This window comes from Simplicispira hankyongi (assembly GCF_003570885.1).
Classification (GTDB): Bacteria; Pseudomonadota; Gammaproteobacteria; order Burkholderiales; family Burkholderiaceae_C; genus Simplicispira; species Simplicispira hankyongi.
Genome location: NZ_QXJC01000002.1, coordinates 20176 through 34889 on the forward strand (window position 1 = coordinate 20176; position 14714 = coordinate 34889).

The 14714-nt window shown below is 60.2% G+C and carries 13 protein-coding genes and 1 pseudogene; 6 read left to right on the forward strand and 8 right to left on the reverse strand.

Features of this window, described 5'->3' with window-relative positions:
* Positions 1–3 precede the first annotated feature (3 nt).
* Together D3F03_RS06650 and D3F03_RS06655 are read right to left on the reverse strand one after the other, a co-directional pair.
* Positions 4–1245: an efflux RND transporter periplasmic adaptor subunit gene (locus D3F03_RS06650; protein ID WP_119108626.1), complete on the reverse strand. Its 1242-nt coding sequence runs from the start codon at positions 1243–1245 to the stop codon at positions 4–6.
* Between the two features lie 165 nt (positions 1246–1410).
* A complete protein-coding gene (locus D3F03_RS06655) occupies positions 1411–2295 on the reverse strand; it encodes an alpha/beta hydrolase (RefSeq protein WP_119108627.1) in 885 nt (294 codons plus the stop codon).
* Between the two features lie 348 nt (positions 2296–2643).
* Here D3F03_RS06655 and D3F03_RS06660 point away from each other — a divergent pair, with 348 nt between their 5' ends.
* The gene (locus D3F03_RS06660; RefSeq protein ID WP_119108628.1) at positions 2644–3564 is read left to right on the forward strand and encodes an AraC family transcriptional regulator; all 921 of its coding nucleotides are present in this window, start codon (positions 2644–2646) and stop codon (positions 3562–3564) included.
* Between the two features lie 93 nt (positions 3565–3657).
* Positions 3658–4626, forward strand: a complete 969-nt coding sequence (locus D3F03_RS06665) for a LysR family transcriptional regulator (protein ID WP_119108629.1) — start codon at positions 3658–3660, stop codon at positions 4624–4626.
* A 630-nt stretch (positions 4627–5256) separates the two neighbouring features.
* Here D3F03_RS06665 and D3F03_RS06670 read toward each other — a convergent pair.
* From D3F03_RS06670 to D3F03_RS06680, 3 genes are all read right to left on the reverse strand, one after another.
* Positions 5257–6051 carry an SDR family NAD(P)-dependent oxidoreductase gene (locus tag D3F03_RS06670; protein ID WP_119108630.1) on the reverse strand — a complete coding sequence of 265 codons (795 nt, stop codon included), beginning with the start codon at positions 6049–6051 and terminating at the stop codon, positions 5257–5259.
* Positions 6052–6056: 5 nt separating this feature from the next.
* The gene (locus D3F03_RS06675) at positions 6057–6659 is read right to left on the reverse strand and encodes an NADPH-dependent F420 reductase (RefSeq protein ID WP_119108631.1); all 603 of its coding nucleotides are present in this window, start codon (positions 6657–6659) and stop codon (positions 6057–6059) included.
* Between the two features lie 227 nt (positions 6660–6886).
* Positions 6887–8140 (reverse strand): MFS transporter, encoded by a 1254-nt coding sequence (locus tag D3F03_RS06680; RefSeq protein WP_119108632.1) that lies wholly within the window; start codon positions 8138–8140, stop codon positions 6887–6889.
* 73 nt (positions 8141–8213) lie between these two features.
* Between D3F03_RS06680 and D3F03_RS06685 the strand changes: the two genes are divergently transcribed.
* Entirely contained in the window at positions 8214–9227 is a 1014-nt protein-coding gene (locus D3F03_RS06685; RefSeq protein ID WP_119108633.1) for an AraC family transcriptional regulator, read from the forward strand.
* A 285-nt stretch (positions 9228–9512) separates the two neighbouring features.
* Here the strand turns inward: D3F03_RS06685 and D3F03_RS17400 are convergent.
* Together D3F03_RS17400 and D3F03_RS06695 are read right to left on the reverse strand one after the other, a co-directional pair.
* Positions 9513–9662 (reverse strand): annotated as a pseudogene (locus D3F03_RS17400) (helix-turn-helix domain-containing protein); the annotation flags it as partial.
* 248 nt (positions 9663–9910) lie between these two features.
* Entirely contained in the window at positions 9911–10843 is a 933-nt protein-coding gene (locus tag D3F03_RS06695; RefSeq protein ID WP_119108634.1) for a LysR family transcriptional regulator, read from the reverse strand.
* A gap of 85 nt (positions 10844–10928) precedes the next feature.
* On the opposite strand from D3F03_RS06695, the gene D3F03_RS06700 reads away from it, so the two are divergent.
* Entirely contained in the window at positions 10929–11939 is a 1011-nt protein-coding gene (locus tag D3F03_RS06700) for a zinc-binding alcohol dehydrogenase family protein (RefSeq protein ID WP_119108635.1), read from the forward strand.
* An 80-nt stretch (positions 11940–12019) separates the two neighbouring features.
* Positions 12020–12463, forward strand: a complete 444-nt coding sequence (locus tag D3F03_RS06705) for a GlcG/HbpS family heme-binding protein (RefSeq protein ID WP_119108636.1) — start codon at positions 12020–12022, stop codon at positions 12461–12463.
* A 297-nt stretch (positions 12464–12760) separates the two neighbouring features.
* Here the strand turns inward: D3F03_RS06705 and D3F03_RS06710 are convergent, their stop codons facing one another.
* Complete coding sequence (locus D3F03_RS06710) at positions 12761–13513, reverse strand: SDR family oxidoreductase (RefSeq protein WP_119108637.1); 753 nt, start codon at positions 13511–13513, stop codon at positions 12761–12763.
* A 95-nt stretch (positions 13514–13608) separates the two neighbouring features.
* Between D3F03_RS06710 and D3F03_RS06715 the strand changes: the two genes are divergently transcribed.
* The gene (locus D3F03_RS06715) at positions 13609–14538 is read left to right on the forward strand and encodes an AraC family transcriptional regulator (RefSeq protein ID WP_119108638.1); all 930 of its coding nucleotides are present in this window, start codon (positions 13609–13611) and stop codon (positions 14536–14538) included.
* The last annotated feature ends 176 nt before the right edge of the window (positions 14539–14714 follow it).

Here is a 14714-nt window from a genome sequence, read left to right on the forward strand (position 1 = left end):
GTTCTACGACTGTTTGGCCTCGCCCTTGGGGCTTGTGGCTGAGCCCAAGGCCTGCGCATTCATCGGTGTGTCCTGCGGCGCTACCAGTGCGCCGGGACGGATGTGTTGCAAGCCATTCACTACCACCCGTTCGCCAAGCTTCAAGCCGCTGGTGACAATCCGCAGGCCGTTCACGTTGGCTCCGAGCATGACTTCGCGGTATTGGGCTTTGTTGTCGTCACCTACGACCATGACAAACTTCTTGCTCTGGTCCGTGCCTACGGCGCGCTCGTTCACCAGCAGCGCAGTGCTGGCGTGGGCCTGGCCCATGCGGATGCGGGCAAACTGGCCGGGCATGAGCGCGCCATCGGCATTGTCGAACGAGGCGCGCACGCGCACCGTGCCGCTTTTGGCGTCGACTTGGTTGTCGATGAGTTGCAGCGTCCCCTTGTAGGGCGTGCCATCCGATGCGACGGTCCCCATCTGCACCGGGATCTTGCTGATCAGCATGCGGGCGCTTGCGCCGCCTGCGATGTCTTTCAATGCTTTGGTGACAACCCGCTCGTCCGCATCGAAACTGGCGTACATCGGACTGACGGATACCAGGGTGGTCAGCACCGGTGCCCCTGGCCCAGCAGCCACTAAATTGCCCACGGTGATTTCCAGTCGACCGATGCGGCCCTCCACCGGTGCGCGCACTTGCGTGTAACTCAGGTTGAGTCGGGCGGTTTGCAGTTGCGCTTCCTCGGCGCGCAAGTTGGCGTCGGCTTCGCTTTTCGCATTCAAGCTTTCGTCCAGTTCGCGCTGAGCAATGGCCTTCGATTCCCACAGACGCTGGGCGCGTTCATAGGCGCTATGAGCCTGAGTTTTGCGGGCTTGCGCGGCTGCTACCTGCGCTGCTGTGCGATCCACTTCGGCAGCGTAGGGCGCGGGGTCGATGGTGAGTAGCAACGCGCCCTTTTGAACCAGCGCGCCTTCACGAAAATGGACGGACTGCACCGCACCTGCTACCCGCGAGCGAATATCAACGCGCTGCACGGCTTCGAGATGCCCCGAAAACTCATCCCATGCGTTGAATTCACTCTGCGTCACTACGGCGACTGACACGGGTACGGCCTGGAGCGCGCTAACAATTTTCGGCGCATCTGCTTGGGAAGTTGATTGAACACCAAAGAACGCCGCAGTCACAGCGATCACGGCGGTGATGGTGGCCAACGCAATGGCGCTGGCGCGGCGGGGTTGGGTGGGGGTGGATTTGTCGGTCATGGTATTTCCTCAAGAGATTCGAAACTGCCTTTTTTGAGACGAATGCACCCCGTCCGATGCGCAGCCGGAATGCATGGCAAAAGGGGGGGGCGGCCGCTATGGGTTAACAGCTCGCGGCTGAAAGTACGCAGACATACGGCTGCGTCGCAAATTGGCACTGACCCGTTAGGTGGGCGGAGGTGCTAGCGGCGGATTCGTTTCGCCAAAGAAATTGCTAAATTGCTGGCGAACGATTGCTGCGCCGGGACACTCGCTTGGGGACGCCGGCGACTGCATCAGGGTGTCGGGCCAACCTTGGGGCGCCCCGACCACGGTGATGGTCACCTGAATCCCGGCATCGGTCAGTTTGCGCGCATACGCCAGCGCTTCATCGCGCATAGGGTCATCTTGGCAGGTGAGTACAAGTGTGCGCGGCAGTTGCGCCAAGCGCAGGGTAGACGCCGGCACGGCATAGGGGTGCATCGTGTCTTGCGGGCAGCGCAGATAGCCTTGCCAGCCATCGGCCCATTTGCAGCCAGTAGCGTCACCCGTAGCGTCACGCAAAGAGGCCGTGCCCACGCAGGGATCGAGCATGGGTGATATCAAAATTTGCCCGGCCAGTGGTGGATGGCCGCGGTCGCGTGCCACCAGGGCAACTGCGGCGGCAATGTTGCCGCCGGCCTCTTCGCCCGCCAAGTACAAGCGTGCATCGCGGCCCGCGAGCTTGGCGCGGTGCTTGTACATCCAATCCAAGACATCTGCGCCAGTATCCACCGCATGCGGGAACGGACTGGCGGGCGCCAGCGGATAGGCCAGTGACACCACGATGGCGCCGCATTGCGCCAGCATGCGCGACACCATGGCGCCGTCGTCGAGGTCGCCATCGACAAAAGCCCCACCATGAAAGTGCAGCACAAGGGGTGAAGCTACTCCGGCCTTTTTTTGCCCATAAGTCCGCACCTGCACGGCTCCACGCTGTGGCAGTGTGATGGTGGCGTCCGCTTCCACGACCGGCGTGGTGGCGGACGCCGTGCCGTGCAGGGAGGATGGGGAAAGCGGGTTGTGAGACATAGGGTGTTAATTGGGCACCATCGGGCGCAATAGTTGCAGATCCAAGTGGACTGTAACTCGGTTGGCTGCTCTGAAAAACACCAGTTATTTCAGTTGAGAGTTCCTCTTACGGAAACAATCGAGGATTTTTGAGGAGGTTGGGTTGAGCTTTGGGACACAGAAGATGGCTCACGTCAACGCGCATCGCAGAACCCATTCGCTGAGTAATGCGCAACACAGCCGAAATGGATTTCACTACGATCCTCCAAAATTCATGCCTGATTCTGCAAATCAATTTTTACGCGGTAACTCTACGGGGACAATCAGGCACACCGCCGGCCAGCGTGCGGCAAAGCAAAAGCAGCCTCTATGTCGATCCAGAATTTCACAGCCCTTAGCCCCATTTATCAAGAGATTGCCGCTATCGTGTCACGCTACGCCGCTGCTGCCGAAGACCCGGGTGCGACACCGCTGATCGACGGATTGCATTTGGGTTGCGCGTCGCATCCGTCCAAGCACCATACGGCGATTTGGCCCTGCATGGCAATGGTGGTTCAGGGTTCCAAAAGTGTGACGTTGGGGGACGAGGTGTACGAGTACACACCGGGGTCTTATTTGGTGGTTTCGCTCGATTTGCCGGTGACCTCAAAGGTGGTGCGCGCAAGTACCGACATTCCTTATCTCGGCGTAGGCATGGCTATCAAAGGCGAGCGGTTGGCCGAGTTGTTTAGTCGAGTGCACATCCCTCGGTCGGCAATGGTGGCGTCGGACCGCGACAGAGGTGTCGCAGTGCACCCAGTTGAGCCACCGCTTCTAGACGCCATGCTGCGCATGGTGAGGCTGCTGGATCACCCTGATGACATCCCCGCGATGGCGCCGCTCATAGAGCAAGAAATTTTGTACCGACTGCTCAAAGGCCCTTACGGACCTAGGCTCGTGCGTATTGCTGAAGCGGACACCCCGAGCAACAAAATCGCTAAAGCCGTTACATGGCTACGTGACCATTTCGACCAACCTCTACGGATCGACGCACTAGCAGTATATGCCGGCATGAGCGTATCGTCTCTGCATCACCATTTCAGCGCAGTGACGGCAATGACACCGCTGCAATACCAAAAGCGGTTGCGCTTAAACGAGGCACGTCGCCTCTTGCTGGTCGAGCATCTTGATGTGGGCGCAGCTGGCTATCGCGTGGGCTACCAAAGCCCCTCGCAGTTCAGTCGCGAATATGCCCGGCACTATGGCCTGCCGCCAGCGCGCGACGTAAATCAGATACGTGAACCTGCTTGAGGTGACGTTGCGCGTTCCATTCATGGCGCGCCCCAATTTTTGCAATAAGGCATTGCAGCGGCCTATATCGACTCAATTGAGCAAGGACAGAGGATGGACCAAATTCAGTCTATGCGCGCGTTTATTCGGGTGGTGGAGGCAGGCACCTTCACCAAGGCTGCTGATTCCCTCAGCCTTCCCAAAGGCACAGTCACCAAGCAAATCCAGTCTCTTGAATCGCGTCTGCGCCTTAAGCTGCTAAACCGCACTACACGGCGCGTCACCGTCACTACAGACGGAGCTGCGTACTATGAGCGGGCGGCACGTCTGATTAACGATTTGGACGACATGGAGTCGAGTATGACCAACTCCCAGGCTGCACCGCAGGGCCGATTGCGAGTGGATGTGGGCTCCTCGGTGGCGCGACTTGTCATCATTCCTGCTCTTCACACTTTTTACGAACGCTTTCCTGATATCCAATTGCATCTGGGCGTAAGCGATCGTCCCGCCGACCTTATGACCGAGAACATCGACTGCGTCATTCGCGCGGGTGAATTGAGTGACCAATCGTTGGTGGCCCGACGCATTGGCAATGTAGGCTTTGCGACGGTAGCGACCCCTCAATATTTGGAGCGCTTCGGCATACCCAGACATCCTTCTGAGATTGAAGCGATGCACTATATGGTGGGCTATTTCTCGCCACGTACGAACCGCATCATCACGCAGGATTTTTTAAAGGGAAGCGAACACATCGACTTCATCGGGCGCAACCGCATTTGTGTGAATGAAAGCAACGCACACATAGCAGCCACGCTTGCGGGACTGGGGGTTGCCCAGGCTGTCAGGTTCCTGGCAGATCCCCATCTGCGAAATAACGAGTTGATCGAACTTCTGCCTGAATGGGAGCGGCCCCCATTGCCCATCTATGTTGTGTACCCGCCCAACCGGCACTTGAGCGCTAAAGTGCGAGCGTTTGTGGACTGGGCTGCCGAACTATTTTCAGGTCTTCCACATTTGCAAGTAGAACGCCCGATGTCTGACGTGGCGCGAGCAGATTCTCGTGCCTCAGGTGTTCTTACATGAGTGCGTCCAAGCTGGAAGGGGCGTATGTGCGTGAAATTTCAGGAAGCAGACTGCGGTTTTTCCGAGGAGTTGTGCGAGTGGGCATACCTTCTGGGCCTTTTGGTTTTTGCTGATATGGTTCTTATCGGCAAATCGACCTGTTCGCTCTTGTTTCCATCGTGCCGCGCCCGTCATGGTCTGGTCTGTGTTTTTCCATCACAGACGTGATCGTTTACTTCCCTGGAAAGAAAGTTCTCTTCAGGTTCGTTAGTGTGAACCGCCCCTGGGCGGTTCACTTCTTGCACGGCCTAGTACGGTTTGTGCGACGCAGGTCAACACTTAGGTCATCCTTGCCCCAATCAGGAGGCAAAGCATCCCGATGCAAGTGCTTCTGGTCGAGCTAAGGTAGCCCGAGTATTGGTTGGCAGACTGGGTTTTCTCCCTGCATTTCGAGAGCAGCCCTCCGCAATTGCACGCATCGGATCTCCTCGTTCAATGTCGAAATTGGATTTTCCCAGCAGGAGCGCCATCGGATCAAGCTTGGGCGACGCCATGGTCGCCTACTACTACCCGCACGCGGCAGCCCACACGTCCAGGTTTATGTGGGCGTCAATCATTGGGCGATCCAAGACTTGCGGCCGCGCGGCAAGCTCAAGTGATCGAGCGAATGACGCCGCCATCAACCCGCAACGCGGCACCGCTGGTGCCGGCTGCCTGCGTGGAGCAGATATAGATCACCATATTCGCGACTTCCTCAGTCGTGGTAAACCGATTGATGAGCGTCGTCGGCCGCATGGTCTTCAGGAAGTTCTGTTCCGCCTCGCCCTGGGTGATGCCTTGTTCTTGGGCAGTCGCTTTCATCCAGTTGCCCAGGATCTCGGAGCGCGTCGGGCCAGGCAAGACCGCGTTGACGGTGACCCCGGTGCCGCCGACCAGTTCGGCAAGGCCGCGTGAGACGGCAAGCTGCGCCGTCTTCGTCATTCCATAGTCGATCATTTCCTTCGGAATCGCGACCGCTGATTCACTGCTGATGAATACGACGCGTCCCCAGCCGCGCTTGACCATGCCAGGGATGTAGTGCCGCGCGGCGCGCACTCCGCTCATGACATTGAGTTGGAACAGATCAAGCCACTCGCTGTCCTTTTGCTCGAAAAAGCCACTCACATGGGCCGTACCAGCGTTGTTGACGAGGATGTCCGCATCCTTCACTGCGGCCTCAAGCGCTGCTGATCCCTCTGCCGTCGAGACGTCGGCGACCACGCCCTGGAAGTCAGCATCGGGCAAAAGCTCACGCAGTTCCCTCAGTGCGGTGGCGACGCGCTCTTCGCCGCGCCCGTTGATGACGACCGATGCACCTGCGCGCGCGAGCCCCTCGGCGATGGCGCGACCAATACCTGCAGTCGATCCGGTAACGATGGCCTTGCGGCCTTGGAATTCGATCTTCATATTAGTCAAGCCGCCTTTTTGAATAGGTCCTGGAAAATCAGGGGAGCCCAGCGCGTGTCGCGTGCCTGCACGAGTTGGCCGCCTTCCGCGAGCTTTCCGAGGCTGACCGGCGCGTAACCGAGCTGCTCGACCAGAGTCGCGACTGTTGTCATCGCGCCTTCGTGGTCGCCCGACAAGAAGATCACTCGACGCCCGCCATCCGTGGATGGCTCCTGTGCGAGCACGCCCGCCGGGAGATGGTTAAACGCCTTGACGAGATGGGCGCCGGGGAAGGCCTTCGCCACCGCTGCCGAGGAAGGCAGGTTGTCAAGATCGGGCAACGGGACACCATATGCATTGGTGACGTCGATAACGATCTTGCCCTGCCAGGACGCAACCGCCTTTGCCACATCACGGTGGGCCCAGAATGGGACGGCCAACAGGACGACTTCGGCTGACAAGGCGTCTTCCAGTGACTTCGCCACAATGCCCGGGCCGATGACCCAGGCCGTCGGCTCGATCGCTTTCGCGGGTCGGGTGCTCGCGACGGCGACCTCGAAACCTGACCTAGAAAACGAACGCGCGAGCGCTTGTCCCACCGTTCCAAATCCGACAATTGCGTAACTCATGGTTTTTCTCCTTGATATAAGAGCGGCACGTCACCGCCCGACTTTGAAACTGGCTCTACCGGGGGCTTGGCCATCCTTGGATCCACAGAGTGCGATCACGCAGCCCTCCAATGGTGGGAGTCGTTCGTCATGGCACCGGCCCCGAAGCGCTGTACCTCCGGGTGCGTAAGAACGCTTGGTCATCGCTCGCTATGCAAAATGCAGGTTGTGTGCGTGGAGGTGAGTGCTCAGGTGCGAATCGGGCGCGGCCCGAAGCGCAAGGTCAGTGCGGTGGCGAGTGTCAGGGCAACGAGCGCAAAGGCCGGTCCGCCAAGTGCCCCAACGCCGTCCACCATGAGACCGCCACCAATGGCGCCTGTCGCAATGGCGATCTGCGCGACGGCGACGAGCAGACCCCCAGCGCTTTCGGCATGGTCCGATGCCGCCCGAACGATCCAGGTTTGAAAGCCGACCGGGAAGGCGCCGAACGCGAATCCCCAAAGGGTCACAGCCACGGCCGTGACGACGGCCGAGGTGCCGGCAATCAGCAGGACGGCCGCGAGCACGGCAATCAACGTGCCCCCAAACACGATCGCATTGCGCTCACTCCGCCCGGCCAGCCAACCGCCGAAGATATTGCCAAAGAAGCCCCCGATCCCATAGCCAAGCAACACGCCCGAGACCGCTGAGACGGACAGATGGGTCACTTGTTCCATCAGTGGCCTGACATAGGTAAAACCCGCAAAGTGACCCGAAAACGCAAGCAGCATTGCCAACAATGCCACTCGCATTGAGGGGCGTCGAAGCAGTTCACTCATCACGCGCAAATTCGGGTTGCCGCGAGGCGCAAGCGCAGGCAGAGTAAAAATTTGGCTGATCAGGGTCGCGACGCTCACAACACTGGCAGCTAGGAAGGCGCTTCGCCAACCCCACACCCCGCCCATCCATGCCCCCACCGGCGCGGCGCAAACTGTAGCTACCGACATGCCAGTCAGGATCACTGACATGGCGCGGGCGAACTGGTCCTCTGGCACGAGGCGAAGTGCAAGCGCTGCCGACATCGACCAGAAGCCTCCCAGAGAGATGCCAAGAATGACGCGTGCCGCCAACAACATCGGAAAGTTTGCGGCCGTTGCCGCCAGTACGTTGGAAAGCACGAGCAGTGCGCTAAGCGCCAGCATGACGTGCTTGCGATCCAGTCGTCGTGTCAAGATTGGCATCGATAGCGCCGCGATGGCGCCGACAAGCGCCGTCGCGGTGACAGCCTGGCCGGCCGCGCCGTCAGTGATGCGAAGGTTGGTTGACATCGCTGTGAGCAGGCTGGCCGGCAGGAACTCCGCCATCACGAGTCCAAACACGCCCATTGACAGCGAGAAAATCGCAGGCCAGTGGCTGGTCGGCCGCACTGCAGCGATGACTGCTTGCGCCGGCGAAACGGCTTCAGTTGCCGCAGCGACAGCGACGTTATCGGGTGACGTTATGGTGCGGAACGGCGTGGACATCGGTAAAACCTTTTATGCGCAAGCCTTGATCCTAGGTATATGCTTTCGGCGTTTCAATGTCAGGAAATCCGAAATGCATGACTATCTGTCCGACGTTGGGGAGCCGGCAGAACCGAGTCGTCGTGATCTGTTGACGCATATCCTTTTGGGCCTACGTCTTGACGGCGTGGAGTACGGTCGCTGTATCCTGCGTGCTCCATGGGCAGTTGCATTCCCTTCGCAGTCCGAGGCGCGATTTCACTTCATCGGCAGCGGCGGTTGCTGGCTTTGCACCTCTACGACCGAGTGGGTGCGGCTCAGCGCAGGTGATGCGGTCCTGCTTCCGCACGGCGGTTTCCACATCCTGGCAAGCGAACCTGATGTGCCTACCGTCGACATCGATTCGCTGTCGCATATCGCCGTGTCGGAGAACACTTACCTGGTGGGTGGCGAGAGGCGAGCGTCCGGTGGCGCCGCTGATGAAGAGACGCAAGGCGACGCGATCTTCTGCGGCTCCCTTCGATTTAACCTGGACCCGCTACACCCTCTCATGGCGATGATGCCCACCGTCATGCGGGTGGATGAACTGGACCTCAGGGACGCGACGGTCCCCTCGCTGCTTGATGCGATGGAGCGCGAAGTCGCGTTGGATCGTCCTGGCGCACTTGGCATCCTGGCGCGCCTTGCTGACGCGTTGGCCGCTTCCATCATTCGGGCCTGGGTCGAATGCCGATCCAACGACGCGACCGGATGGATCGCCGCGGTGCGTTGCCCCAGGATCGGCAAAGTCATCGCCGCGATCCATGCGGACCCTGAACGCACATGGAGCGTCCCGCAAATGGCCAACGTCATGGGTTCGTCAAGATCGATTTTTGCTGAAGCCTTCACTCGGACCATGGGCGAAAGCCCAGCACGATACGTTGCCAAGCTCAAGATGTTTCTGGCTCGGCGTTGGATATCAAACGACGGGATGCGTGTAGCCAGTGCGGCGGTTCGGCTCGGATACGATTCCGAGGCATCTTTCAGTCGTGCATTCAAGCGCGTAATCGGCTACCCGCCGAGCGCCGCTCGCAGCGCTCGTGCAGCAGGAAGTGCGGAGCGACCTTAGCCCAGTCTGCGGCGATGCCACTCGGGACTCACCGACCTTGCCGTGCGGATTGGCCGCACTGTCGGATCTCCAGTGCACGTCGCAGGCAACTTACCGGCACGCGCGTTACCGAAGATCAGTTGGCAGGTTTGCGCGGCAGCTTTATGCCCCCAGAGCAGGTGCTGGCGGCTTACAAAGCTGAAGAAAGTTTCGTCGGGCAACCAGAACAGCAGTTGGGGTTCTGGAAAGAGGCCGTCCGTTTCTGGCATCGCAGTAGGCTAGGCCGATGGCGTTCACTTCGCAAGGTGCCTCACCCTGCGCCCTCAGGCTCGCAATATCGCGATAGAGCGTCCGCACACTCACCATCGTCTCATCGGCCAACTTCTCTGCACTCACGGGTCGGCGGTGGCGGCGGAGCACCTGCAAGAGCTTCAGCAATCGTTCCGAGCGCGGCATCATACGGATTGATGTGGAACCGTCGAGCGCGCTCGGTGCTCATCGAGCAGGCGTGGAGCTGGCTGCGAGCTGACGCAATGGTTCAACCGACGCGTCGCTGCCTCGGGAAAGCGAATGCGGCAGGTTGGCAGGAGGCGATGTGAGCAAACTATCAATAATAGGCGGTGCCACGTCCGACCTAGCGAGTCTCGGGGCCACGACCGTTCCAAAGGCACTGCGCGATCAACTCGGACCGCCGAGCACCCTCTTCAGTGTTCCGTTTTTGATAGCTGGAGTTCAGCAAAGCGCCCAGCGATAAAGTCCACAAGCGCACGAACGCGATTGGGGACGAAGCGCCCACTAGGTAAGAGAGCATGCAACGGATACGGATCTGTCTCCCACTCGGTCAGTAGCCGCACCAGATTGCCGCTTTGCAGATCACGCCGTTGTTCGATCTCCGTCATGAAGATGATTCCGGCTCCCGCAACTGCCCATTCGCGTGCCAGCGAGGCGTCATTCAAGACCCGGTCGCCACTGACCCTTACCGTGGTCCATTGGCCGTTCTGGCCGAAGCGCCACGAGGTGAACGTGCGCCCGCCGCGAATGAATGAGATGCAGTTGTGGTCTACCAAATCTGTTGGCGTACGTGGCTTGCCGTAATGACTCAAATAGTCGGGAGAAGCGCTGACGACGGGGTGCACAAGCGAAAGTGGACGGGCCACGAAGCGAGAGTCGCTCAACTCGCCGTACCGAATAGCCAGGTCCACCTCGTCTCGTAGCACGTCGAGCACGCGGTCGCCAACATTGAGCGCCAGTTTCACCCCAGGGTGAAGGTGCAAGAACCCATCAAACATTGGCATTAGCACGGTCCGGGCAAGGTCCGACGGTGCCGAGACACGCACGGTACCCACCAGTGCGCCGCGTTCGGCATCGAGTTGGGATTCCCCCTCTGCAAGCAGCTCGAACGCGCGCTGAGCGTACTCCAGAAGGATTTGTCCTGGCGGCGTAAGCCGCATTGCCCGTGTGGAGCGTTCGAAGAGCCGCGTGCCCAGCTGAGTCTCTAACCGCTTGAGCGTTGCGCTGGCCGCTGCTGGCGTGATGCCGAGTGCCCGAGCAGCGGCAGTCAATGACCCTCCGCTGACCGTGTGCAGCAGCACCTTGAGGTCACTCACATTTTCAATTCTGGTTTGAAAGTGAAACATCTGAAGGCTATCTTATCAAACGGGCGAACCATACCTACATTACCTTTCATCGCCATCACGCAAACCTTAAAAGGAAAAAATTTCCATGAAAGCTGTTGGTTATCACAAGAATTTGCCCATCAACGCGCCCAAGGCGCTTGAGGACGTAGAAATGCCTGCGCCGGTGCCTGGTGCACGTGATCTGCTGGTGCGCGTGCACGCGGTTTCGGTTAATCCGGTAGACACCAAGGTGCGTGCCGGTAGCGCGCCGGCCGCTGGCGAAGTCAAGGTGCTCGGCTGGGACGCGGTCGGCGTGGTGGAGGCCGTCGGCGCACAGGCCCTCGGCTTTGCGGTCGGTGACCGCGTCTGGTACGCCGGCTCGATCAAGCGTCCGGGCGCCAACAGCGAGCTGCATGCGGTGGACGCGCGCATCGTCTCCAAGGCGCCCAAGTCGCTTTCGGATGCGCAAGCTGCGGCACTGCCGCTGACGGCCATCACGGCGTGGGAGCTGCTGTTCGATCGGCTGCGCATTGCCCAAGGCGGTGGCGAAGGCCAGACGCTGATGGTCGTGGGCGGCGCCGGCGGCGTGGGCTCGATCCTGATCCAGCTGGCCCGGCAGCTGACCAAGCTGCGCGTGATCGCCACGGCGTCGCGTCCGAAGTCGCGTGAATGGTGCCTGGAGCTGGGGGCACACGCGGTCATCGATCACTCCAAGCTGCTGTCGCAGGCGCTGCGCTCGGCCGGCATTGACCAAGTCGACTATGTGGCCTCGCTCACACAGACCGGCGGGCACTACCAAGAGATCATCCAAAGCCTGAAGCCGCAGGGCGCGCTGGCCGTCATCGACGACATGGAAGGACTGGATCCGATGGCGCTCAAGAGCAAGTCGCTGTCGCTGCATTGGGAGCTGATGTTCACGCGCTCGATGTTCGAGACGCCTGACATGCAAGAGCAGAGCGTTCTGCTGGGGCGCGTCGCTGACCTGGTCGACTCCGGCCGCATCAAGACGACCGCCAACGCCGTCTTCGGCCGCATCAACGCGGAAAACCTGACCCGCGCGCATGCGCTGATCGAGAGCGGCAAGGCCGTGGGCAAGATCGTGCTCGAAGGCTTTTGATTTTCGAGCGTACCTATCACCCAGGCGCACATGTTCAATCCTCTCACCCCTCCGTCAACTTCATCTCAAGGAAACTCATCATGGCTCAAAGCAACGCTACCCAAGTCCAAACAAAGGCTTCCATCACGCGCGACAGCGCGCTGGCGCTGGCCATCGCTGCGCGCGACGCAGCCACCAAGATCGGCCTGAATCTGGCCATTGCGGTCACCGACGAAGGCGGCCACCTGATCGCATTCGAGCGCGCCGACGCCACGCCGTTCCTGGCCGCCGAAGTGGCCGTCAACAAGGCTTGGACTGCCGCATCCTTCGGCCTGGACACCATGATCTGGAACCAGGTCGTCGCTCAGCCGGCCACGGCTCCGCTGGCCAACCATCCGCGCGTCATGCCGGTAGGCGGCGGTGTTCCCATCGTGGCGGGTGGTCGTGTGATCGGTGGCATCGGCATCTCTGGTGGCACCGCCCAACAAGACCACGACGTGGCTGCCGCCGCGCTCAAGGCCGCTGGCTTCGAGGTCGCCAAGTGAACGCGACACTCTCTCGGCGCAACACCGGCGTCGTGTTGGCTGCTGTTGCACTGGCAGCCTCGACAGCGGTCCGGGCGGCCGCTGATGTCGATGTCGCTTCTGCCGCAGTTGACCTCTACGCGCGAATGACTGCACGGGATCGGCAGATTCAACCGGTCGTTTGCTCCGGCTACATGACAGTCAGCCAAGGAGCCACAATTTGGCTACAGGGGAGACTCGAATCGGCCAGCAGCGTTCTGTTGTCGAAAGCCCTATGAACGCCGGGTCAAAAGCAATTCATACGTGTCAGCCAAGCCATCAGCCCTGCGTGAGCGCCACCGCATCCGCACCCGCCGGTATGCGAATGGGAGCGGCGGGGTCCGTAACCGCGCGCCAAACCGCCTCGGCAACATCATTCGCATAGGTAACTGGCGTAGCGGTGTCGCGCATGGCCGCGAATACGGCTTGCGTGAAATCGGCATAGGCCTCGTGAGCACTGCCCGCCATTCGCGGCCATGCGTTGTCGCCAAAGCTGGTGCTCGGCGCACGTCCCGGCAACACCAGCTTGGCACGCACATTGAAAGGCGCCAGTTCCAGCGCTAGGGATTCGGTGAACGCATTGACCGCAGCCTTGCTGCTGGTATAGACCGACAACAGCGGCAGTGACTTTAGCGTTACGCTCGATGTAACGTTCACCACCACGCCCGAGCGCTTTTGTCGGAACTGTGGCAACACGGCTTGGGTCATCGCCATGGTGCCAAACGTGTTGGTCTCGAAGACCTCGCGGACACTGGACAGCGATACATCTTCGAACGGGGCCAGCAGGCCCACACCGGCATTGTTGACCAGGGCATCAATCGGTCCGGCCTCTTCAACGCAACAGCGGATGCTGTCTGCATCGGTCACGTCCAACGCCAGCAGGCGCAGGCGCTCAGAAGGCGGTAATAGGTCTTCGCGCGGTGTGCGCATGGTGGCGACCACGTGCCAGCCTTCGTCAAGAAAGAGTTGGGCGGTCTCCAGGCCAAAGCCCGACGAACAACCGGTAATGAGAACAGTGGAAATGGAATACATAAACAACTCCTTGGTTTTGCAAGCTTTGGACGATACCTGCCGCAATCCGGACTTACTATGCTTAGATATCAAGATTTTTGTTCCAATAGTCCAACATGGTTGACCCACTCGCCGAAATCGTTTCGTTACTGCAGCCAGGCGCACCCTTTTCCAAGATGGTGGTAGCGTCGTCACCGTGGGCCGTGCGCCGCACGGAAATGGGCCGTCCGTTCTATTTCGCAGTGCTGGACGGCAGCTGCCATTTGACAATAGACGGACCGGCACAAAGCGACACCATCACCCTGAATGCGGGCGACTTCGCGCTCATTCCGGCGGCTCGCAGTTTTGCAACCTCCAGCCTGGACCGGCTGCCACCTCGCGCGGGCGAAGTGGTCACCACGCCCATTGCGGCCATGGAAGGTGGTGCGCGCGTGGGCGACCCACAAGGCGTGGTGGACGTGCGCATGCTGGTTGGCAATTGCGTGATGGGCTCGCCAGACGCGGCCTTGCTACTGCCACTGCTACCGCAGTGGGTGCATGCACGCGGCGAGCCCCGCTTGTCCACACTTGTCCAACTGCTTGGCGACGAAACCCGCACCGACCGGCCCGCGCGTGACATCGTGATGACGCGCCTGCTGGAGGTGCTTTTGATAGAAGCCCTGCGTTCCAGCGCCTGCACGGCGGCATCACCAGGCTTGGTGCGGGGTTTGTCTGACCCTAAATTGGTGCTTGCGCTGCGCCTCATGCATGCGCAGCCCTCAGCCCCCTGGAGCGTTGCGCAACTGGCACGCGAAGCTGCCATGTCACGGTCCGCTTTTTTCGACCGCTTCAGCCGAGCTGTCGGCGTCACGCCCATGAACTATCTGCAAGCTTGGCGCATGGCCATGGCCAAGCAATTGCTGCGACAACGGGAGGTAGCTATCGCCGAAATCGCAGAGCGCGTTGGCTACAGCTCAGTCAGCGCCTTCGGCGTTGCCTTCACACGCTATGTGGGCATCCCGCCTGGACGCTATGCCAAGGGTGAGGTGGCTGAGGAACAGGGCTGACTGGCGCACGATGGCAAAGTTCACGTGCTACGTCTACACGGGGTTGAACTGGACCACCCGAAAGCTGCCGGTGGTGAACACCCGCTAGTGTGGTGTCTCAAAAGTAAGCATCAAATAATTGAGCCTGCAGCCCGTGCGACAGATGCCAGGATGGTGTCGGCGCTTTTGTGCCACAC

Coding starts and splice junctions, on each gene's coding strand:
- D3F03_RS06660 (WP_119108628.1), top strand. CDS start 2,644: ATGTCGATCCAGAATTTCACAGCCCTTAGCCCCATTTATCAAGAGATT.
- D3F03_RS06715 (WP_119108638.1), top strand. CDS start 13,609: ATGGTTGACCCACTCGCCGAAATCGTTTCGTTACTGCAGCCAGGCGCA.
- D3F03_RS06695 (WP_119108634.1), bottom strand. CDS start 10,843: ATGTTTCACTTTCAAACCAGAATTGAAAATGTGAGTGACCTCAAGGTG.
- D3F03_RS06655 (WP_119108627.1), bottom strand. CDS start 2,295: ATGTCTCACAACCCGCTTTCCCCATCCTCCCTGCACGGCACGGCGTCC.
- D3F03_RS06710 (WP_119108637.1), bottom strand. CDS start 13,513: ATGTATTCCATTTCCACTGTTCTCATTACCGGTTGTTCGTCGGGCTTT.
- D3F03_RS06700 (WP_119108635.1), top strand. CDS start 10,929: ATGAAAGCTGTTGGTTATCACAAGAATTTGCCCATCAACGCGCCCAAG.
- D3F03_RS06665 (WP_119108629.1), top strand. CDS start 3,658: ATGGACCAAATTCAGTCTATGCGCGCGTTTATTCGGGTGGTGGAGGCA.
- D3F03_RS06705 (WP_119108636.1), top strand. CDS start 12,020: ATGGCTCAAAGCAACGCTACCCAAGTCCAAACAAAGGCTTCCATCACG.
- D3F03_RS06675 (WP_119108631.1), bottom strand. CDS start 6,659: ATGAGTTACGCAATTGTCGGATTTGGAACGGTGGGACAAGCGCTCGCG.
- D3F03_RS06685 (WP_119108633.1), top strand. CDS start 8,214: ATGCATGACTATCTGTCCGACGTTGGGGAGCCGGCAGAACCGAGTCGT.
- D3F03_RS06670 (WP_119108630.1), bottom strand. CDS start 6,051: ATGAAGATCGAATTCCAAGGCCGCAAGGCCATCGTTACCGGATCGACT.
- D3F03_RS06650 (WP_119108626.1), bottom strand. CDS start 1,245: ATGACCGACAAATCCACCCCCACCCAACCCCGCCGCGCCAGCGCCATT.
- D3F03_RS06680 (WP_119108632.1), bottom strand. CDS start 8,140: ATGTCCACGCCGTTCCGCACCATAACGTCACCCGATAACGTCGCTGTC.